The sequence below is a fragment of the Stenotrophomonas sp. 63632_Sma genome (genome assembly GCF_056482875.1).
Window position 1 is genome coordinate 94,685 of the sequence record NZ_CM151220.1, and the last position, 20,678, is coordinate 115,362.

The 20,678-nt window shown below is 67.1% G+C and carries 15 protein-coding genes; 3 read left to right on the forward strand and 12 right to left on the reverse strand.

Annotation, left to right across the window (positions count from 1 at the left end):
- Window positions 1-109 precede the first annotated feature (109 nt).
- Together ACZK45_RS00415 and ACZK45_RS00420 are read left to right on the forward strand one after the other, a co-directional pair.
- Window positions 110-628, forward strand: coding sequence for a hypothetical protein (locus tag ACZK45_RS00415; RefSeq protein ID WP_012509660.1), 519 nt, complete (start codon window positions 110-112; stop codon window positions 626-628).
- A gap of 39 nt (window positions 629-667) precedes the next feature.
- On the forward strand, window positions 668-1,342 hold the full coding sequence (locus ACZK45_RS00420; protein WP_478445276.1) for a hypothetical protein: 675 nt from the start codon (window positions 668-670) through the stop codon (window positions 1,340-1,342).
- A gap of 99 nt (window positions 1,343-1,441) precedes the next feature.
- Here the strand turns inward: ACZK45_RS00420 and ACZK45_RS00425 are convergent, their stop codons facing one another.
- Genes ACZK45_RS00425 through ACZK45_RS00465 form a run of 9 tightly spaced genes read right to left on the reverse strand, consistent with a single transcriptional unit; the run spans window position 1,442 to window position 13,805 of the window.
- Entirely contained in the window at window positions 1,442-3,250 is a 1,809-nt protein-coding gene (locus ACZK45_RS00425; protein WP_478445277.1) for a hypothetical protein, read from the reverse strand.
- Window positions 3,247-5,421, reverse strand: coding sequence for a hypothetical protein (locus tag ACZK45_RS00430; RefSeq protein WP_478445278.1), 2,175 nt, complete (start codon window positions 5,419-5,421; stop codon window positions 3,247-3,249). The genes ACZK45_RS00425 and ACZK45_RS00430 overlap by 4 nt, the downstream gene beginning before the upstream one ends.
- Window positions 5,418-6,545 carry a BatA domain-containing protein gene (locus ACZK45_RS00435; protein WP_478445279.1) on the reverse strand — a complete coding sequence of 376 codons (1,128 nt, stop codon included), beginning with the start codon at window positions 6,543-6,545 and terminating at the stop codon, window positions 5,418-5,420. The genes ACZK45_RS00430 and ACZK45_RS00435 overlap by 4 nt, the downstream gene beginning before the upstream one ends.
- On the reverse strand, window positions 6,542-7,438 hold the full coding sequence (locus ACZK45_RS00440; protein ID WP_100435614.1) for a DUF58 domain-containing protein: 897 nt from the start codon (window positions 7,436-7,438) through the stop codon (window positions 6,542-6,544). Before ACZK45_RS00440 ends, ACZK45_RS00435 begins: the two co-directional genes overlap by 4 nt.
- A 7-nt stretch (window positions 7,439-7,445) precedes the next feature.
- Complete coding sequence (locus ACZK45_RS00445; protein ID WP_279913122.1) at window positions 7,446-8,429, reverse strand: AAA family ATPase; 984 nt, start codon at window positions 8,427-8,429, stop codon at window positions 7,446-7,448.
- 16 nt (window positions 8,430-8,445) lie between these two features.
- Entirely contained in the window at window positions 8,446-9,153 is a 708-nt protein-coding gene (locus ACZK45_RS00450; protein ID WP_032128709.1) for a DUF4159 domain-containing protein, read from the reverse strand.
- Window positions 9,153-10,487 (reverse strand): TldD/PmbA family protein, encoded by a 1,335-nt coding sequence (locus tag ACZK45_RS00455; RefSeq protein ID WP_053509475.1) that lies wholly within the window; start codon window positions 10,485-10,487, stop codon window positions 9,153-9,155. The genes ACZK45_RS00450 and ACZK45_RS00455 overlap by 1 nt, the downstream gene beginning before the upstream one ends.
- 21 nt (window positions 10,488-10,508) lie before the next feature.
- A complete protein-coding gene (locus tag ACZK45_RS00460) occupies window positions 10,509-12,143 on the reverse strand; it encodes a TldD/PmbA family protein (RefSeq protein ID WP_032128710.1) in 1,635 nt (544 codons plus the stop codon).
- Between the two features lie 30 nt (window positions 12,144-12,173).
- A complete protein-coding gene (locus ACZK45_RS00465) occupies window positions 12,174-13,805 on the reverse strand; it encodes a TldD/PmbA family protein (RefSeq protein ID WP_185749944.1) in 1,632 nt (543 codons plus the stop codon).
- Window positions 13,806-14,551: 746 nt separating this feature from the next.
- On the opposite strand from ACZK45_RS00465, the gene ACZK45_RS00470 reads away from it, so the two are divergent.
- Entirely contained in the window at window positions 14,552-15,166 is a 615-nt protein-coding gene (locus ACZK45_RS00470; protein ID WP_478445280.1) for a DUF938 domain-containing protein, read from the forward strand.
- On the opposite strand, the gene ACZK45_RS00475 is transcribed toward ACZK45_RS00470, so the two are convergent.
- The 3 genes from ACZK45_RS00475 to ACZK45_RS00485 form a co-directional block, all read right to left on the reverse strand.
- A complete protein-coding gene (locus ACZK45_RS00475) occupies window positions 15,167-16,489 on the reverse strand; it encodes a type II toxin-antitoxin system HipA family toxin (RefSeq protein WP_478445281.1) in 1,323 nt (440 codons plus the stop codon).
- Between the two features lie 3 nt (window positions 16,490-16,492).
- Window positions 16,493-16,750 carry a helix-turn-helix domain-containing protein gene (locus tag ACZK45_RS00480; protein ID WP_004134030.1) on the reverse strand — a complete coding sequence of 86 codons (258 nt, stop codon included), beginning with the start codon at window positions 16,748-16,750 and terminating at the stop codon, window positions 16,493-16,495.
- Between the two features lie 157 nt (window positions 16,751-16,907).
- Window positions 16,908-20,594, reverse strand: a complete 3,687-nt coding sequence (locus ACZK45_RS00485; protein ID WP_125893042.1) for an indolepyruvate ferredoxin oxidoreductase family protein — start codon at window positions 20,592-20,594, stop codon at window positions 16,908-16,910.
- Between the last annotated feature and the right edge of the window lie 84 nt (window positions 20,595-20,678).

A 20,678-nucleotide genomic window follows, 5' to 3' on the forward strand; every position in this document is an offset into this window, starting at 1 on the left:
CGTCCCGTGGCGTCGCCGCATCTCCCCTGGCTGAACAGCTGCCAGTGCAGCAACGAAATCTGAAGCCGGCATCCGTATCCTTGGGTGCTGGACGCAACCAACAGGGTGGATGGCTGTGGCACGACGTGGAACGCAGGGAGCCGTCCTGGCCAGCATGCTGCTGGCCGGTATCGCGCAGGCGCAGCAGGCCACGCCGGTAGCGGTGCCCGACCCAGCGCCCGAACCTCCTGCAGATGCGCCGGCGGCAACCACCGCGCCGATCTCCACCACCCTGCCGCAGGACAACGTCACCACCCTTGGCGAAGTGCGTGCGCTCAAGCCCGAAGACGAGCCGCTGGATCTGTACCGTTTCAAGAACCCGGTGAAGTTCGGCGACAACCGCTTCAGTCGCGACTGGAGCGAACCGCCGTCGCCGGAGCAGGTCAGCATGGGCGGTGGCTACATCATGATGGGCGTGGTCAAGGGTGTGATGGCGGCGGCCAAGGGGATCAACAAACTCACCGGCGGACCGGCGCAGATCCAGGCCGCCGTGGCGCGGCCACCGCCGGAGCTCAGTGCCGAACAGCAGCAGCGTGCGCTGCGGTTCTCCCAGGAGCAGGATGCCGGCGATGCACCGCCGGTGAAGTAGGCCGGTATATCCTGCCGGCTCCCCACCGCTAGTGCTGCCATGTTCCTGCGTTCGATCTGCCTGCTGGCCGCATTGCTGCCGGCGTCCGCCTTCGCCGATGGCATCGCCGATGATGGCGCCTGCCGCAATGGCGCGTTTCCCTCTGAACAGAGCCGGTTCGCTCTGGCGCGGGTGGTCGATGCGCCCCGTCTGTACCTGCTTGGCGACATGGACGGCTGCCCGGCGAAGGGCGAACCGGCCTGCCGACAGCGCAGCTATGTGGTCAATGGCGATACCGTGGTGACCGGGCGTGATCTTGGCCGCTACCGCTGCGCGTTCTTCCCGAACAAGGTGGGTGGCAGTGCTGGCTGGGTGGACCGCAGCAAGCTGCAGGCGTTGCCGGTGGTCGTGCCGTCGCTGCAGGATTGGGCGGGCCACTGGAAGGACGGCGACAACGGCCTGCGCATCACCGTGGAGGGCGGGCAGCTGCATGTGGAGGGTGACGCCTACTGGCCCTCCGCCAACCCCACGCCGGAGCAGCGTCCCTACGGGCCGAACATGGGCCAGGTGGAAGCGCGCGCGGCGCCGCGTGGTGCCGATGTCGAGTTTGTAGAGGACACCTGCAAGGTGCGCGTGCATTCGCTGGGGGAGGTGCTGATCGTGGCCGACAACAGCGAATGCGGTGGCATGAACGTGCGCTTCAATGGCGTGTACCGGCGTGCGGGCACGCGTTGACCTCGCGGAAAGGCGCCAACCAAGGTTGGCATCTACCAGGGCAACCGGCCAGTAGATCCACGCCATGCGTGGATGCTGTCCGCGATCCAATCGATGGGCTCAGCGTCGCCGTTCCAGCCACCACAGCAGCGATGCGCACAACACGAACGCCAGCCACCACGGCCAGCGTAGGCCTGACACGGGTTGCATCACTGACGCGTCTGCCGGCGTGCTGGCAGCCAGTGCACGTGTGGTCGCATCGATCATCGCCTGCCGATGCAGCGTCGGTGCATCCTTCGGGTCGAACACATAGCGCCAGACAACGCTGCCGCCATGCTGCAGGCGCTGCCAGCCCGGTTCGCGGGGCCACCAGCCAGCGCAGCGCAGCGCCGACGTCGCGCCATCGACGATCAGGGGTACATCGTCGCCACGCTTGTTGAAGACATGCAGCGGCGCCTGCACACCGCACAGCGCCTGCCGTTCGCCTGCCCAGCTGATCGGTTGCGGTGACCACAGCGCATCAGCGCTGCCCTGTGCACGTGCCAGCGTGGCCACCACGCCGCTCCACAGTTCGCCGTGGCGGTCGTCGCGCCCGGCCAGTACCCAGCGCCAGCTGTCGGTCAGCGGCAGCAGGCCGATGCGGCCCTTGCCGGCAGCGCGCCAGCCACCGACAGCCTTGCCCGTGCCATCCTGCAGCAGGGCGGTGCTGCCCGGTGCCTGCAGCGCGAGTGCTTCCAGCGCAGGCAGGGGAGCATTGTGCGAGCTGCGGTCAGCCTCTTCGCCGTAGCCGGTCGGCAGCGTACCCGCGGCGAGCGGGCCACGCCGTGCGGCGAGGACCGCGCTGTCGCCGTCGCCGGGAAGTTCGAGGGCGTGGCTGCTGCCATCGCCTTGCACCGGCAGGCCCAGATCGCGGAGGCGCTGGCGCGCGCTGGCCGAAGGTGCGCCCGCACTGCGTACCAGCACGCCCAGTCCCTCGCGCAACGCCTGCCGCACGGCAGCCAGCTGGCCGGCACTCAATGCGGCCAGGCTGCGCTCGTCCAGCAACAGCAGATCGCTGCGCGCGAGTGACGCCGCATCCAGCGCGACCGCGCCATCTCCCACGCTGACACCCGCCCCGGTATCGGCCTGCACCTGCACGCGGATGCCGGCATCGGCCGCCCAACGCCGCAGGTACTTCAGCTCTGGGCCCGGCGCGCTGGCGCGCACCAGCAGGCGCAGCGGTGCGGCCGGCAGGGTCTGCTGCGGCACCGGTACGCTGTCCACCACATGGCCGTCGGCATCGAGCAGGCGCAGCTGGAACACGCTGCGGCCTTCGGCGCGGGCGATGCCGCTGAGCTTCACGCGCCCGTCCTCGGCAACGTCCGTGCGATCAACCACGCTGTCGGCGGGGTCAAGCAGCTCTGCTTTCGCCTTGGCCGCGCCACGCGCCTGTGCCTGGACGTCAAAACGAGCACCGGGAGCGACATCGGCCGGTGGTTGCAGCGCGATCCAGCCGCGCGGCTCCGGTGCGGCCTGCCAACGTACATCCGGCGGCAACACCGCGTCGCGATCACGTGCGGCGAGGCCCGCACCGACCAGTGTCAGTGTGGACGCCGGATGCTGGCGCAGCGCGGTGGCCAGGTCGGGAACGCGCTGTGCGCCGGGAATATCGGCAGCTTCGGGCAAAAGCAACAGCGGGCCTTCGCTGGCCGGGAGCGCACCGGCCTTGCCGGCATCGGTTCCGAGGACCACCAGCCCGCCTGCGGGTTGCTGGCGGGTGGGCGGCACCAGGCAGAAATACAGCAGCGCGGCGACGATGATCTGCAGTGCGATCACGATCCACCGGCGGCCAGGGTGGGCGGTGTTTCCACGCAGCTGGCGCACGCTGGCGATGACCACGATCAGGGCAAGTGCCAGTGCAATCCACAGGTTCACAGCGGAGGCGTTCATGGCTGCGCCTCCAGCGCATCAAGGTACCGCTGCCCCATCGCATCGGCGGCACTGCGCCGCATCGCCTGCGGCAGCGGACGCTGCAGCGCCCGCCACAGCTGCGCGCGCAGGCGCTGGCGACAGTCGCTGCAGTCGGGCTCGATGCGCAGCTGCTCGATGGCCGCAGCCAGATCCAATGCATCAGGCAGGTAGGCTGCATTGCGCTGCTGCCAGGCCGCAAGCGCATCGAGATCCGGTGCGCCGTTGTCATCACCCAGGCGCTGCCAGGATTCAACGATGGCCGGATCGGGCGGGGTGCGGGCGGCCAGCGGCAGTTCGCGACTGGCCAGTCCAGCGCGATCACCGCCGAGGCGACGGCCTTCATCGATCGGTGGCAGCTCCGGCCCGACCCGGGCCAGGTAGATGCGCTCGGCCTGCTGCACCTGCTTGATCAAGCCCAGCGCCTTGTAGGCAAAAGGCAATGCCTGCTCCGGACGGCCCTGGCGCAGCTCGCCTTCGGCCGACCACATCTGGTCCAGCGCGGCCTTCAGCGTGGCACGGGTCTGCGGATCGAGCAGGGTGGCCGCCTCGGCGTGGTCATGGGTGTGGCCGTACTCCGATAGCACATCGGTGGCGCTGCCGAACACCGGTGGCGTATCGGCATTGGCCGGCTTGCCGCCGTGGTCGTGGCCATGCGCGTCGTGCGCGCCTGCATCGGCGCCATGGTCGTGATCGTGCTCGTCGTCATGGTCGTGGTCGTCTGCGGCGGGCGTATCGCTGGTGGGCAGGTCGCTGGTCGGCGGTGGCTTCGGCGCACCTTCGCTTTCCTCACCCAGGAACTGGCCGTAGCGCAGGCGCAGGATGCGCTGGTCGACGCCGATCGCATCGCTGCGCTTCACGAAGTCCTCGGCGGCCAGGCTGCGTCGTTGCCGGATCAGCGCTTCGGCATCGATGATGATCTGCCGCTGGCTGCGGAAGTAGGCAGGCAGGGTCTTCTTGATGCGGCCTTCCAGCTCTGCACCGAGTGCGACTTCGGCGCTGGGCAGGCGCAGGATCACGCTGCTGCTGCGTCCGGTCTGCGGCGTGGGCGCATGGTTGTCGCGCACTTCCAGCTGGGCGATGACATCGTTGCCGGGCTGTGCGCCCAGCGCAGCCAGATCAAGGGTATGGGCGAAACGCCGCGCGGTGGCTTCGCCGCTGCCGGCAAGCGTGACGCTGCGCTTCACGAAGGTGATGTTCTCACCGCTGCCCTGGGTGGTGGTGATCGACAGCGTTGCCTGCGCCGCGACACCGTAATCGTCGCTGGCCTCGAAGCGCAGCGCCCATTGCCGTTGCCCGGGCGTGCCCAGCACCAGGCTGGCGGCCGGCTCCAGCACGCGCACGCTGGGCGCGCGGTCGGCCACAACATCCAGCCGGTACAGGCGGGTTTCGGCCAGCGCCGGTTCGCTCACCACGCGGTACAGCACCGGCGTGCGCGCCACATCCTGTGCCTGCCACTGCCCATCGCGCTCGCTCAGCGGCAGCCGTCGACCATCGTGGAACTGCAGCCATGCCTTGGCCGGTGCGTGGTCGAAGCGCAACGACCACGACAGCTGGCTGTCGGCGGCGACCTTTGCATCCAGCGTGCTCTGCGTCAGCGTGGCTTGCCCGGTGTAAGCCGGTGCGTCGATGCGCAGGCGACTGGACTGCAGTTGCAGCGGGCCTGCGGACGCCGTGCTGCCTGGCGCCGACGTGCGAGCAGGCGCGGAACCGGGATTCGAACGCGGCCAGCCGAGTGCCAGCGCAACAATGGCCAGGCCTGCGATCCAGCACAGCGCCAGTGCCCCACGCGGCCAGCGCGGACGCAGCTCCGGCATCGCGCATTCCAGCATGGCCAGCACATGCGTGCGCTGGCGCTGCTGCAGCGGATTGAGCGTGGCGGCATCGGCGAACAGCAGATCGGCACTGTCCTCGCTGGCACCGCTGCCATCGAGCTGGCGCTGCAGCCACTGCCGGTCCAGCTGGCGGGCACGCGCAGTGGCGAAGGCCGCACACGCGAGCAGACTGACCGTGCCGACGACGCAGGCGATATCGAAGCCTGCAAGACGCAGGGCCAGCACCGTGGCGGCCAGCGCCCATGGCAGGCACAACAGCAGGGTGATGAGCGCACGGCGACGGCGTGCGCGTTGCCAGGCGTGCTGCAGAGTGTTCATGTGGCCACCCTGCGCCGGCGACTGCTGGCCATCCAGCGCTCCAGCGCGAACAGCAGCACGATGGTCAGCAGCAACCAGGCGGTTGGCTCCCGCACCGGCGGTGTTGCCGCAGGCAACGCAGACCGATAGGGCGCCTGGTCCCTTGCATCGCCGAGGCGCGGCGAAGGGGGCGCTTGCAGCGCCAGCAGCAGGGCACGCGGCAACTGCGGATCGCGCAGCGCAGCGTTGCCTGAGGCGTCCCAGTCACCGGGCAGAGACAGCAGGACACCGTGGCCGATGCGTTGCTGCCACAGCAGCGGGGTGCCCTCGGTGTTGCGCAGCAGGATGCTGGCGCTGGCAGCAGGCTTGCCGGCAGTCATAGTCATGACACGACCGCCGTCGCGCAGCCACGCCTGCCAGTTCGCCGGCAGTGCATCGTTGCGGCTCCATACGCCGATCTCGCCGCGTTCGGGCAGGGTATCCGCCACCAGAGGAGCGAGCGGCGCCTGCACGCCCCACGCGCGCTGCAGTGCATTCAACCAGTGCTGGGCAGCGGCCGAAGCATCGCTGTGCACGCGCAGGCGCGGCGACGTTGCGGCACGCGGTTGCGCAGTGACCGGCATCGGCTGCGTGTGCCATTGCACCTCACGCGACAGCTGCAGGCGGGCGCCATCCAGGCCGGGCAGGGGATCGGGAACGTGCACGGTCAATGCGGTGCCAACGGGCAGCTGCGCGTCCAGTTCGCGCAGCAGGCTGGGCAGGGAGTCCGTGGACGCAGGTGGCACTTGATCAATGGCCGGGAAGCCCGGCGCCAGCCAATGCCAGTTGCCCGCTTCGGCGGTGCCGCGCAGAGCGGTCGCGTCCAGCCCTGGAGCAACGACCGTCCACGCAGTGGGGGCTGGTGCAGGCCCGGTCAACGCAGGCCGTGCCAGCAGCAAAGCCAGCGCGGCAAGCAACAGCAGGCGCACCAGCAGCAATGGCCAGTCATCGAAGCGGATGCGCTGGCGTGGCCGGATCTGTGCGCGCAGCCAGCGCAGCGCGGCGAAATCCAGCGGTGTGTACGGATGGCGGCGGGCGAGGTGGATCAACAACGGCAACAGCCCTGCGGCGAGCGCGGCCAGGCCCAACGGGAACAGCAGGATCATGCACCGCCCCCACGCCCGAACAGCGCCTGCAGTGGTTGATCCAGCGGCTGGTCGAGCCAGCCGGTGGCACTGGCGATGCCACTGGCCTGCAGGCGCGACTGCAGCGCACTGCGTGCGTCGGCGAAGCGCTGCAGGTAGTCGGCGCGGATCGCCGCACCATCGCCCAGCAGTTCCTCGCCGGTTTCCGGATCGCGGAAGCGGTGGCCGGCATCGAACGGGAAGTCGCGTTCGTCGGCAGTCAGGATCTGCAGCAGGGCCACTTCACGGCGCGCGCTGGCCAGTTGTTCCAGCAGCACGATGCCGGCTTCATCAAAGCCATCGCCAATGGCCAGCAGCATGTCGCCGGGGCGTACGCGTTCCCACAGCGGGCGTAGTCGATCCGCCGATGGCCAGCCGCCGCGCGCCTGCAGCGCATGAAGTTGAAGGTGCACGCGGTCACGTTGGCGTGCGCCGCTCGCTGCGGGTACCAGCTGCAGGCCATCGCCATTGATCGCCAGCAGGCCGAAACGGTCGCCCTGCTGCAGGGCGAGCTCCACCACGCACGCGGCCACGCCGCGCATGTGGTCCAGGCGCGTGCGCTGCGGTGCCGCGCGATCGGCCTGGCCGGCCGAGGCGGTGGCATCGAGCAGCAGCCAGACCGTGATCGGGCTTTCGCGTTCGGATTCGCGCACGAAGAAGCGGTCCGAGCGTGCATACAGCTTCCAGTCGATCTGGCGCAGTTCGTCACCCGGCTCGTAGGCCCGGTACTGGGCGAACTCCAGGCCGGCACCACGGCTGCGGCTGGCGTGCTGGCCAATGCCGCTCGCACCGCTGGCCAGGCGCGGCCGCAACCGCAGCAGGCGCAGGCGCGCGCGCAGTTCGGGTGGCAGGGTCAACGACGTACCAGCGTTCACGCGTGGATCAACCCGGGAACGGCACGGCCTGCAGCAGGGCGGCGACCACGTCGTCGGCACGCTTCTGCTCAGCCTCGGCGGCGAACGACAACAGCAGGCGATGACGCATCACCGGCGCGGCCAGGGCCTGCACATCCTCACGGGTGGCAGCGAAGCGGCCCTGCAGCAATGCGCGTGCTTTCGCCGCCAGCACCAGCGATTGCCCGGCGCGTGGGCCAGCGCCCCATTTCACCCATTGGTTGATTGCTGCCGGTGCGCCTTCGCCGGGACGGCTGGCGCGCACCAGGCGGGTGATCCAGGCCAGCACATCGGGGCTGACATGCACCTGGCGCACCGCGGCCTGCAGGGCAATCACCGCTTCGGCATCCATCACCTTCGGCACCGCGTCGGTGGCACCGCCGGTGGTCTGTTCCAGGATCTGCCGCTCTTCGTCCTCGCTCGGGTAATCCACCAGCACGTGCAGCAGGAAGCGGTCGAGCTGTGCCTCCGGCAGCGGGTAGGTACCGGCCTGCTCGATCGGGTTCTGCGTAGCCAGCACGAAGAATGGCGCGGGCAATGCGTAGGTGGTGCCGGCGTAGCTGACCGTGCGTTCCTGCATCGCTTCCAGCAGCGCGGCCTGGGTCTTGGGCGGGGTGCGGTTGAGTTCGTCGGCCAGCAGCAGGTGGGTGAAGATCGGGCCCTGCTGGAAACGGAAGTGGCGATGGCCGGTGCCGTGGTCTTCCTCCAGCAGCTCGGTGCCGAGGATGTCGCTGGGCATCAGGTCCGGGGTGAACTGCACGCGCCGGAACTGCAGTTCCAGCGCCTGCCCGAGCGAGCGCACCAGCAGGGTCTTGCCGAGCCCGGGCGCACCTTCCAGCAGGCAGTGTCCGCCGGCCAGCAGGCCGATCAACAGCTGCTCGACCACGGTGTTCTGGCCCACCACGGCGCGTGCAAGCGCGGCGCGCAGCGCATCCAGACGCGGCAACAGGGAATCGAGGTCGGGGGAAGTCATGGTCGTGCAGGTCCTATCAATTGTTCAACGCGTACATCACGATGTTGACGCCGAAGCGGGTGTTGTCTTCGGCCAGGAAGCGCTTGTTGCGCCAGTCGTAGTCCCACTCGCAGCCGTAGTCCTTGTTGCTGTAGAGCAGGCCCAGGCGGCCGTCGACCTCGATGCCTTTCAGGTAGTCGTGCACCAGGTCATCGCCCCAGCCGTTGAGTTCGAAGCTGGTGGCGGGCGGGCCATCAGGGAAGCGGAAGAAGCTGCGGTACAGCGGGTGGCTGTTGGGCAGCTTCTGCAGTGCCTTGGGACCAAACAGGCGACCCATCTGCGCCTCGAACGAGGTGGCGAACAGGCCGTCGATATCGTGGTTGCAGTCGTCGACGAAGACGAAGCCGCCATTGCGCACATAGCGCACGAAGTTCTGCCGCTCGGCGGCGTTGAACTCCACCAGCGTGTGCCCGGCCAGGTAGCAGAACGGCGCTTCCAGCATGCGTGGGTCGGCCAGCGCCACCACGTGCTCCTGCGGATCCACGCGCAGCGAGGTGTAGTCAATCAGCGAGGTGATCAGGTTGGACGGCATGCGCGCGTCCACATCCCAATCGCCGGAGTCGTACTGCAGGCGGGTGAACCAGAAGTCGTAGCGCGAACTGCGCGGGCCTGACTGCGCCAAGGCCGGCAGCGCCGCCGCCGAAGCGGCAGCGGCCAACCAGCGCAGGCAGGCCCGGCGATCCATCAGACCGCGTCGGACAGCGAGGTGAAGGTGAAATCGCGCAGCTTCATCGGCGGGATCATCATCACGTAGCTGGATTCATCACCGGCCACGCGCACCGGCTTGCCCAGCTCTTCGATGTTGTTGAGCATGATCACCGGCGATTCGTTGAAGCGGAAGTTCTTCACCGGGTGCTTGATCTGGCCGTTCTCGATGTAGAAGGTGCCGTCGCGGGTGAGGCCGGTCAGCAGCACGGTCTGCGGATCGACCATGCGGATGTACCAGGTACGGGTGACCAGGATGCCCTTCTGGGTGCCGCGCACCAGCTCGGCGGTGCTCTTGTCGCCACCGCTCATCAGCAGGTTGCCCGGCGTTGCCTTGGCGGTCTTGCCCTGCTTCTGCGCCCAGAAGCGCGAGTAGTCCAGGTTGGCGATCCTGCCGTTCTCGATGATGGCCATGCGCTCGCGTGGCATGCCTTCGCCGTCCCACGGCAGCACCGGTGCGTCCGGATGCCACGGATCGGCAATCATGGTCACGCGCGGGTCGTAGACCTGCTCGCCCAGTTTGTTGCCACCGCCTTTCTTCGACAGGAAGCTGCGGCCTTCATCGGCCGAGCGTGCGCTGAAGAAGTTCATCATGAAGCTGATCAGGCCCGCGGCCGCGGCCGGTTCCAGGATCACCGTGTACTTGCCCGGCTCCAGCGCCTTGGCTTCGGCCGATTCGGTGGCCTTGCGCATGGCGATGCGGATGTCCTGGTCGGCCTTGAAGTCGGCGGCATCCTTCAGGTTGCGGCCGACCCAGCCCGAACCGCGGCCATCTTCGGTACGCACGGTGCAGGTGTAATCGAAGTTGGTGGTGCGCTGGTAGGCGAAGTTGCCGTTGCTGTTGGCGGTGGCCTGGAAGCCCTGGCCGTCCTCGAGGAAGCCGGCGGCGATCAGGCCGTGGCCACGGCACGGGGCGATTGAATCGGCGGCGACCTTGGCTCGGAAGGCCGGATCGATCGCGGCGGTGGATTCGCTGAAGGTCGGGCTGGCGCGGTAGCTCTGCTTGCCGATGGCCGGCATGAACTCCGGGTTCTCCGGCGCCAGGCGCGCCAGGTCTTCGGCGCGGCGTACCACGCGTTCCAGCGCGGCATCGTCGAACTCGTTGATCGAGGCAGTGCCGACGCGCTTGCCGAAGGCGACGGTGACCGCCAGTTCGGTGTTGTCGACGATGCCACTGGTGGAGACATTGTTCAGCGCGAAACGGATGTTGCCGCTGATCGCGCCGGCCAGCACGGCGGTGCATTCGTCGGCCTTGGACAGGGCGATGACCTTGTCGAGGATGGCCTTGGCCTGGGCTTCGGTGAAGATACTCATGGTGTAAGGGCTCCTGACCGATCAGCCGAGGCTGCGTGCGGTGTTGATGACGTTGATGCCGTTGAAGCGCGCGGTCGACGAACCGTGCGAGACCGCCGAGACCTGGCCCGGCTGGCCCTTGCCGTCGAAGAACGAACCGCCCAGGCGGTAGTCGCGCTCGTCGGCCACGGCGGTGCAGGCGTTCCAGAACTCCGGTGTGCGGATCTGGTAGGCCACGTCTTCCAGCATGCGGGTGATCTGGCCGTTCTTGATCTCGTAGAACAGCTGGCCGCCGAACTGCGCGTTGTAGCGCTGCTGGTCGATCGAGAACGAACCATCACCGATGATGTAGATGCCGTTCTCCACGTCCTTGATCAGGTCCGGCACGCTCAGCGGCTTCTTGCCCGGTGCCATCGACACGTTGGCCATGCGCTGGAACTGCACGCTGGACCACGAGTCGGCGTAGCAGCAGCCGTCGGACTCGGTCTTGCCGAGGATGTGGGCCTGGTCGCGGATGGTCTGGTAATCCACCAGTTTGCCGTTGCTGATCAGGTCCCAGCGCTTGCACTTCACGCCTTCATCGTCGTACGCCACCGCACCGAGGCTGCCCGGCTGGGTCTTGTCGGCGAAGATGTTGACCAGTTCGCTGCCGTACTGGAAATGCTGTTCGCGCTTGTCCAGGGTGGCGAAGCTGGTGCCGGCGTAGTTGGCTTCGTAGCCGAGCACGCGGTCCAGCTCCAGCGGGTGGCCGATCGACTCATGGATGGTCAGCCAGGTGTGCGACGGGTCGAGCACCAGATCGTACTTGCCCGGCTTAACGGACGGGGCCTTCAGCTTCTCCTGCGCCTGCTTGGCGGCGGCGATGGCATCTTCCTTCATGTTGTAGGAAGAGCTGTAGTTGACCACGCCATTCGGGCTGACCACCTTGCCGGCAGCCGCGCCGTCCAGATACTCGTAGCCCAGGCCCATCGGCGAGGACAGGCCTTCGCGGGTACGGAACTTGCCGCTGGACTTGTCGATGGCGGTGATCGTCATCGGTGCCCAGATGCGGTGCACGTCCTGGTCGATATAGGAACCATCGGTGGAGGCGAAGTACTTCTGCTCGTTGACCAGGAACAGCATCGAGTTGACGAAGCTGGCACCGGCGCCCATCGCCGCAGCGTTGACGTCCAGCAGCAGGCCGACCTTGTCCTTGATCGGCACTTCCATCGCATTCTTGCGGATAGGCGTGCGCCAGCTCACCTCACCCACGCCCGGCGCCTTGGCCAGCTGTACCGGTGCGGTCTGCACGCCGGCATTGGCCTTGGCGATTGCTGCGGCCTGCTGCGCGGCCTTGGCTACATCGGCCGTACCCAGCGCATTGGTGGCGGCGAAGCCCCACGCACCGTTGACGATCACGCGGATGCCAACACCGGTGGACTCGGTGTTCACCACGTTCTGCACCTTGTCCTCGCGGGTGATCACGAACTGCCGCAGGTAGCGGCCGATGCGCACGTCGCAGTAGGTGGCACCGGCCTGGCGGGCAGCGGCCAGTGCTGCATCGGCCAGGCGCTTCTTCAGCCCCAGGTCCAGCGTGCTCTGCAGTTGCTCGGCGGCAATCGCCTTGCCGAAGAAGGAGGGCACGATCAGCCCGCCCGCGGTAAGCCCGGTCAGGGCCAGGAAGTCACGTCTTTGCAAGGCTGCTCTCCATGTCGAAGGATGGGTGGCTCAAGCGCCGAGACTGCGCGCGGTGTTGATGATGTTGATGCCGTTGAAGCGGGTGGTGGACGAACCGTGCGAGACCGCCGAGACCTGGCCGGGCTGGCCCTTGCCGTCGAAGAACGAACCACCCAGGCGGAAGTCACGCTCGTCGCAGATCGCAGTGCACGCGTTCCAGAACTCCGGCGTGCGGATCTGGTAGGCCGCATCCTCGACCATGCCGGCGATCTTTCCGTCCTTGATCTGGTAGTACAGTTGGCCGCCGAACTGCGCGTTGTAGCGCTGCTGGTCGATCGAGTACGACCCGCGGCCGTGGATGTAGATGCCGTTCTCCACGTCCTTGATCATGTCCTCGACGCTGAGTGGCTTTTTGCCAGGTGCCAGTGAAACGTTGGCCATGCGCTGGAACTGCACGCTGGACCAGGAATCGGCGTAACTGCAGCCATGCGAGGCATCGCGGCCGAGGATGTGGGCCTCATCGCGGGTGGCCTGGTAATCGACCAGGATGCCGTCGCGCACCAGATCCCAGCGCTGGGTCTTCACGCCTTCGTCGTCGTAGCCGACCGCACCGAGGCTGCCCGGTTGGGTCTTGTCGGCGAAGAAGGTGACGATGTCGCTGCCCCAGCGGAAACCGGCATCGCGCTTGTCCAGCGTGGCGAAGCTGGTGCCGGCGTAGTTGGCTTCGTAGCCGAGCACGCGGTCCAGCTCCAGCGGGTGGCCAACGTTCTCGTGGATGGTCAGGAACAGGTTGGACGGGTCCAGCACCAGGTCGTACTTGCCCGGCTTCACCGACGGCGCCTTCAGCTTCTCGCGCGCGTGGCGGGCGGCGGCGATGGCGTCCTCGACCGGGTCGTAGGAATCGCGGTAGGCGGTGATGCCACCGGGCAGCTGCACCTTGCCGCGCGCATCGCCATCAAGGAACTCGTAGCCCATGCCCATCGGCGAGGACAGGCCGGCACGAGTGCGGAACCTGCCGCTGGCCTTGTCGATGGCGGTGGCAGTGAACGGCAGCCAGATGCGATGGATGTCCTGGTCGATGAACGAGCCGTCGCTGGAGGCGAAGTACTTCTGTTCATTGACCAGGAACAGGGTGGAATTGATGTAGTCGGCGCCCGCATTCAGCGCGGCGGCGTTGAGTGCCAGCAACAGCTCGACCTTGTCCTGGATCGGCACCGTCATCGCGTTCCTGCGCACTGGGGTCTGCCAGCGCACCTCGCCCACCGACGGCGTCGGTGCCAGCTGCACCGGCCGGGTCTGGATGCCGGCGTTGGCGCGGGCGATCGCTGCGGCCTGCTCGACCGCCGCGCGCACGGCAGCCTCGGTCTGCTGGTGGGTAGCGGCAAAGCCCCAGGCGCCGTTGACGATCACCCGCACGCCGACACCGGACGATTCGCGGTTGGTCACATTGCCGACCTGGTGCTCGCGGGTGATGACCGACTGGTTGAGATAGCGGCCGATGCGCACGTCGCAGTAGCTGGCCTTGGCGGTGCGTGCGGCGGCGAGCGCAACGTCCGCCAGGCGTCTGCGCTGGGCGGTATCGACCGGGGCGAGCAGCTGCTCGGCGGCGATGGCACGGGAATGCGGCAGCAGCAGGCCCGCCAGGCCCAGACCGGAAAAAGCCAGGAACTCACGTCGTTGCACAGCGTTTCTCTCTCTCGCTTGCGTGCGGTTGGCAACGGGCCGGACCGATCACGTCAACTCCTCGACTTTCGCCAGCGCGGCGCGTCCGGGCAAGTGACTGCAGTCATGGTTGGGTGGGTTTCGGCAGGGCTTGCAGCCCTGCACCTGCTCAATGCAACGGCAACGGCAACGGCCAAAGCCAGAGCGGCATTCCGTGGGTTGGTGGGGCGGTGTCGGACTGCGGGGACGCCGCAAGTACGTCCCTGTAGGCTTGGCAGCCGCATCCATGCGGCTGACACCCCGCAATCCGACACCGCCCCACCTTCGACAGGTTCACTCGGCTGTTGGTAGGTGTCGACCTTGGTCGACACGTCTGTCAGATATCGAAATGTATCCGGGGTCAGAGCCGTTCCGACAGACCGCAGAAAACTGTCGAAGGCGGGGTGGGTCCGGTTGCGGGGGCGTGAGCGCCATGGATGGCGCGACCGAGCCTCCATGGGTGAGGGCGCTTTGCTTGCGAAGCACCGCTTCGCAAGCGCCCGAACGCACAGCCGCCAGCGGCTGGGCCGGACCCCGGAGGGGGATTCACGGCGTCCCCCGCAACCGGACCCACCCCGCCATCCCCCAGGAAGCCCGCGCTGTTGCAGTTGCTTTGGCAGTTGCTTTGGCTGTTGCTGTTGCTCCGGCTCCTGCGGGTGCAGGGCTGCAAGCCCTGCAGACACCCCCTCGTGCACAATGGGGCCGACCCCGCCTGGACACCGTCCCTGATGTCGAGCAAGCCGTATTCAGAAGCCTGCGAGCGCAACCGCGAACCCATCGCCACCGCACTCGACCCGTGGATGGGCGACCGCCATCGGCTGCTGGAGATCGGCAGTGGCACCGGCCAGCACGCGGCGTTCTTCGCCGAGCGCTGGCCGTGGCTGCGCTGGCAGCCTAGCGATCATCCGGACCATCTGCCGGGCATCGAGGCCTGGCGTGCGGAGGCCGCGCTGCTCAATCTGCTGCCGCCGGTGGCACTGCAGGTGGAACTACCTCCGGCGTCGGGCCTGTCGTTGCCCGAGGGCAGCACGTTCGATGCCGCATTCAGCGCCAACACGTTGCACATCATGAGCTGGGAGCATGTGCAGGCGCTGTTCGCCGCGCTGCCATCGGTGCTGCGGCATGGTGCGCTGCTGGCGGTATACGGCCCGTTCAACTACGGCGGCCGCTACACCAGCGACAGCAACGCGCAGTTCGATGCCTGGCTTAAGGCGCGTGATCCACGCAGCGGCATCCGCGATGTGGAAGCGGTGCAGGCGCTGGCGGCGGACAACGGCTTCACTCGCCTGGGTGATGTGGCGATGCCGGCCAACAACCGGTTGCTGCTGTGGCGGCTGGGGTGATCAGGCGTCCGGCGACATGCTGGAAAGGCGTGCCGCCGCAGCGCGCAGCCCGTTGAAAATGGGTTCGGACACGTTTACGGGGAAATCACTTGGGAGCTGACGCGTGACCTGCTCGATGGCGGGTTCGACGGCTGCGATCAGCGCTTCGATCCACGGCTCCGCACCATCAGCGATACCACAGGCGCGTGCGGTTTCGTTCCAATGGCGTCGTCGCACAAGGTGCAGCTTCCGGTGGCGATTCTTGCCCTCGACGGACATGGCGAGCTGTGCATTCCGCGGGTCGAGCTGGTTTGGCCCCCTACCCAGGATGGGATGCACCGACAATACGTCGTAGACGGGTGTCAGGTGGAAGCGTCCACCGGCTTCGAGGTAAACACTGAAGTTCTTGGCATGTCCATCGGTTGCAGCCAACATCCAGAAAAGAATCTGCGTCTTGAAGAAGGTCGCCCGATCCTCGAAATGCTCGGATTGTCGAAGCAGATCCATGATGGTCACGATGCCTGGGCCGCCATCGGATTCATACTTCCTGGCAGCGGGCAGACCGAAGACCTGGCACATGTCTTCCTGCGGCAGCCGCAGCCACCACCGGCGATCCGCAGAAAGGCGGCGGTCGAATCGCTCCACAATAAGCGCGCGTTCGTCCTTGAAGCGTCCCATCTGCGTATTCGCAACGGGGATTCCAAAGGCGGAAAGCAGTTGCATGCACAGCCATTCGTTCTCGACGGATTGGTGCATGTCCGCCCGCATGTTGCCCACAATGCCAAGCGGCAGCTTGAAGATATGGGTGGATGGGGTACTGCCGGTAGGAATGCACCACTGGCCAGCATGCAGCAGAAGTCCCGTCTTCTCCTGCGCACCGGCGATGGATATGCGGAACGCATCATCACTGGTGGGTGCGCCAGGTAGATTCCCTGCCGTCACCTGACGCAGGATCGCAGCGACGCCTGATTCGTCCAACGCTTCGCACGTAATCTGCTGGATGTCCCCCGGTGTATGCGAAAGCGGCAGCAGTTGCACTGCGCCGACGCAATCCCGGCCAATGGCTTCGAGAAGATCGAATGTGTCGCTGCTGCGCGTGGAGAACCTGTCGCGGATCCGGTTGCGGATGACGGCGTTGTCGGGAAGAAGGTTGTCGAAGTAGTTGTTGACGACATTGCCCCGATGGCTCTCACCCTCCGGGAGCAGGGGCAGTGAGAGTGACAACGGCCGGGACTGGGCGGAGCTGATCCACGAGTCGACGTACGAAAGCCGGGAAGAGCCGCTCCGGGCATCATCCCAGAGCGCGACCTCGACACCATTCATCCAGACCCGCAGCGTACCCATGGCTCACCACTCCAACGTTGACGTTGTCTCCGGGGGACTTCGCTGCTGCAATCTGACTTCCAGACCCAGCACTGCCCAGACCCGCATCAGCCGTTCGAAGCTTGCCGATGCCGGGTCGCGCTCCAATGCGCCTACTGCCTGGCGGCTTATGCCGAGCTGTGCCGCCAACTGCGCCTGGCTCAGGCCCGCCTGGCGCCTGAACGCACGCATCAGCGGTGCCAGTTGTTGAGGTGTCCTCACCGTGTGCAGCGGCCTGTCCATATCGGCAGTCCCCTAGAAAGTGGCCGTACGCGAACGTGTACGCAAAGGATAGGTTGCATTACGACAAGCAACCTATCTCTTTCCTTCGCTGGAGGCAACCTATCGATTGCTATCTCAATATGCAATCAATAGGTTGCTTTCGCGCCGCCAGCGGTGCTCAAGCCACCTGCACGATGTGCAGCGCCTTTGGGTTCCGCCACTGCGCCAGCAGGGCGGCTTCGCGCGCCTTGGCCTGCTCGAAATGCGCTTCCTTGACGTGGCCGAAGCCGCGGATGTGCTCGGGCACGCTGGCGATCTCCACCGCCAGCGCCAGACGGTCGTCATCCAGGCCGTCCAGCAGCAGCTGCACGGTGGCCTCGTAATCGCCGATCAGCTTGCGCTCCATGCGGCGTTCCTCGGTGCGTCCGAACACGTCGAAGCGGCCACCACGCAGGAACTTCAGCTTGGCCAGCAGGCCGAAGGCCTTGAACATCCACGGGCCGTATTCCTTCTTCAGCAACCGGCCCTGCTCGTCCTTCTTGGCGAACAGCGGCGGTGCCAGGTGGAAGCGCAGCTGGTAATCGCCCTCGAACTGCTGCTGCAGGCGGCGCTGGAAGTCGCCACTGGTATACAGGCGGGCCACTTCGTACTCGTCCTTGTAGGCCATCAGCTTGAACAGGTAACGGGCTACGGTCTCGGTCAGCGCGGTGGAACCGCCGATGCGGTCGGCTTCGGCGGCGCGCACGCGCTCGACCAGGCTGCGGTAGCGGTTGGCGTAGGCAGCGTCCTGGTACTCGACCAGGAACGCGGCGCGGCGCTCGATCATTTCATCCAGCGAGCGCGACAGGCGGGCGTCGTCCAGCGGCAGGAACGCAACATCGCCACCGTGCGAGGGCAGGCCACGCAGTTCGCGTTCGTCGCCGGTGTTGCGCGGTGCGGCGGTGGCACCCCATTCGTTGCCCTCCCACTCGCCCGGCGGCAGCGGGTGCAGCGGGCCCGGAGTGGATTCGGTATCGGTGTGGCGGTTGCGCACCAGGCCGGCGGCCTGCTGCACGGCCTGCGGGTCGACCACGGCCAGGCGGCCCCAGGCGAAGGCCTGCTGGTTCATCGCCACGGCGGCGCCGTTGAGCTCGATGGCGCGCATCAGTGAATCGAACGACAGCGGCACCAGGCCCTGCTGCCACGCATAGCCGAGAATGAACAGGTTGGCGGCGATCGCATCGCCCAGCAGCGCGGTGGCCAGCTGGGTGGCATCCAGCAGCAACGGCTCCTGGCCGCCCAGCGCCACGCGCACACCGGCCACGATGTCGGCGGCGGGGAACTGCATGTCCGGGCGGGTGGTGAAGGTACCGGGCATCGCTTCGTAGGTGTTCAGCACCACCTGCGAACGGCCGGCACGCACCTTCGACAGGGCCCAGTAGTCGTTGACCACCACCATGTCGCAGCCCACCACCAGGTCAGCCTCACCGGCGGCGATGCGCACGGCGTGGATGTCTTCGGGACGACGGGCGATGCGGATGTGCGTGGTCACCGCGCCGCCCTTCTGTGCCAGGCCGGTCTGGTCGAGCACGGTCGCACCCTTGCCTTCCAGGTGGCCGGCCATGCCCAGCAGCGCGCCGATGGTCACCACGCCGGTACCGCCGACGCCGGTGATCAGGATGTTCCAGGGCTGTTCGAGGGTGCCGCGGATGGCCGGTGCCGGCAGGTTGTCCAGCAGGGTGGAAGCATCGCGCTTGCTGCCCTTGCGCGGCTGGCCACCGTGCACGGTGACGAAGCTCGGGCAGAAACCGTTCACGCAGGAATAGTCCTTGTTGCAGTTGGACTGATCGATCTCGCGCTTGCGCCCGAACTCGGTTTCCTTCGGCAGCACCGACACGCAGAAGCTCTTCTTGCCGCAGTCGCCACAGCCTTCGCAGACCAGCGAATTGATCAGCACGCGCTTCTGCGGATCTTCCAGCTTGCCGCGCTTGCGGCGGCGGCGCTTCTCGGTGGCGCAGGTCTGTTCGTAGATCAGGATCGAAACACCCTTCACCTCGCGCAGGCGCTTCTGCACCTCATCCAGCTCGCTGCGGTCGTGGAACTCGACGTCGCTGGGGAAGTGCTCGCGCTGGCCGGTCCACTTGCCGATGTTGTCCGACAGCACCACGATGGTGTGGATGCCTTCGGCGCGCATCTGCTTTGCGATGTCGGGCACGCTCAGCGGGCCGTCCACCGGCTGGCCGCCGGTCATCGCCACCGCGTCGTTGTAGAGGATTTTGTAGGTGATGTTGACGCCGGCGGCGACCGCCTGGCGGATCGCCAGCGAGCCACTGTGGAAATAGGTGCCGTCGCCCAGATTCTGGAATACGTGCGGGGTGTCGGTGAACGGCGCCTGCCCGGCCCAGGTCACGCCTTCGCCGCCCATGTGAGTGAAGGTGTCGGTGCTGCGGTCCATCCAGGTCACCATGTAGTGGCAACCGATGCCGGCCAGCGCCCGCGAGCCTTCCGGCACCTGTGTGGAGGTGTTGTGTGGGCAGCCCGAGCAGTAGTGCGGTACGCGCGGGAAGCTGGCGCGCGGCAACGCAAGCTCGGCTTCCTTCTCCTGCATCCACTGCAGGCGCTGCTCGATCGATTCGTTGTTGAAGAACTTCTGGATGCGGCGGCCGATCACGCCGGCGATGGTGGCCGGCGTCAGCTCACCGGTGGACGGCAGGATCCATTCGCCGCTCTCGTCGTACTTGCCGACGATGGACGGGCGCTGGCCCCAGCTGGCCGGCCAGTTGAAGAACTGTTCCTTCATCTGGCGCTCGATGAAGGCACGCTTCTCCTCCACCACGATGATGTCTTCCAGGCCCTGCGCGAAGCGCGCGATGCCCTGCGGTTCCAGCGGCCAGGTCATGCCGACCTTGTACACGCGGATGCCGATGTCGGCGCACGCGACTTCATCCAGGCCCAGGTATTCCAGCGCCTGCAGCACGTCCAGATAGCTCTTGCCGGTGGTGACGATGCCCAGCCGCGCGCGCGGCGCATCCATCACCACCTTGTCGATGCCGTTGGCGCGGGCAAACGCCTGCGCCGCCTTCACCGCATAGCGGTGCAGGCGCATTTCCTGGTCCAGCGGCGGGTCCGGCCAGCGGATGTTGAGACCACCCGACGGCATCTCGAAGTCTTCCGGCAGCACGATGCGGCGCGCCATCGGGTCGACCTCGACCGAGGCCGACGATTCCACCGTCTCGGCGATCGTCTTGAAGCCGACCCAGCGGCCGGTATAGCGGCTCATCGCCCAGCCCAGCAGGCCCATGTCGAGGATGTCCTGCACGCCGGCCGGGTTCAGCACCGGCATCATCGCGCTGACGAATTCGTCCTCGCTGCCGTGCGGCAGCGTCGAGCTGCGGCAGGCATGGTCGTCGGCAGCCAGCGCCAGCACGCCGCCGTAGCGCGAGGTGCCGGCGGCATTGGCGTGCTTGAACACGTCGCCGCAGCGGTCCACGCCCGGGCCCTTGCCGTACCACATGCCGAACACGCCCTGCACGTTGGCGCCGGGGAACAGGTTGGTCTGCTGCGTGCCCCACACCATGGTGGCGCCCAGGTCCTCGTTCAGGCCCGGGGTGAACTTCACCTTGGCTGCTTCAAGGTGCTTGCGCGCGCGCCACAGCTCCAGGTCGAAGCCACCCAGCGGGCTGCCACGGTAGCCGCTGACAAAGCCGGCGCTGTCGATGCCTTCGGCGGCGTCGCGCAGCCGCTGCATCAGCGGCAGCCGCACCAGCGCCTGCACGCCACTCAGATAGATCCGCCCCTCGCTGCGGGTGTACTTGTGGTCGAGCGTGTAATCACGGTCGAGCAGGTCGGCGGACGAGGGCGAAGTGAGTTGCGCGGTACTGGTCATGGCTGGCCCGGTAGGATCGGCTGGCACCGGCCGCGTGCAGGCACGCGGCGGGAAAGGCGCGAATTGTAGCAGCGGGGCCGCGAG

Coding starts and splice junctions, on each gene's coding strand:
- ACZK45_RS00450 (WP_032128709.1), bottom strand. CDS start 9,153: ATGGATCGCCGGGCCTGCCTGCGCTGGTTGGCCGCTGCCGCTTCGGCG.
- ACZK45_RS00420 (WP_478445276.1), top strand. CDS start 668: ATGTTCCTGCGTTCGATCTGCCTGCTGGCCGCATTGCTGCCGGCGTCC.
- ACZK45_RS00435 (WP_478445279.1), bottom strand. CDS start 6,545: ATGATCCTGCTGTTCCCGTTGGGCCTGGCCGCGCTCGCCGCAGGGCTG.
- ACZK45_RS00485 (WP_125893042.1), bottom strand. CDS start 20,594: ATGACCAGTACCGCGCAACTCACTTCGCCCTCGTCCGCCGACCTGCTC.
- ACZK45_RS00480 (WP_004134030.1), bottom strand. CDS start 16,750: ATGGACAGGCCGCTGCACACGGTGAGGACACCTCAACAACTGGCACCG.
- ACZK45_RS00415 (WP_012509660.1), top strand. CDS start 110: ATGGCTGTGGCACGACGTGGAACGCAGGGAGCCGTCCTGGCCAGCATG.
- ACZK45_RS00425 (WP_478445277.1), bottom strand. CDS start 3,250: ATGAACGCCTCCGCTGTGAACCTGTGGATTGCACTGGCACTTGCCCTG.
- ACZK45_RS00470 (WP_478445280.1), top strand. CDS start 14,552: ATGTCGAGCAAGCCGTATTCAGAAGCCTGCGAGCGCAACCGCGAACCC.
- ACZK45_RS00430 (WP_478445278.1), bottom strand. CDS start 5,421: ATGAACACTCTGCAGCACGCCTGGCAACGCGCACGCCGTCGCCGTGCG.
- ACZK45_RS00445 (WP_279913122.1), bottom strand. CDS start 8,429: ATGACTTCCCCCGACCTCGATTCCCTGTTGCCGCGTCTGGATGCGCTG.
- ACZK45_RS00455 (WP_053509475.1), bottom strand. CDS start 10,487: ATGAGTATCTTCACCGAAGCCCAGGCCAAGGCCATCCTCGACAAGGTC.
- ACZK45_RS00475 (WP_478445281.1), bottom strand. CDS start 16,489: ATGGGTACGCTGCGGGTCTGGATGAATGGTGTCGAGGTCGCGCTCTGG.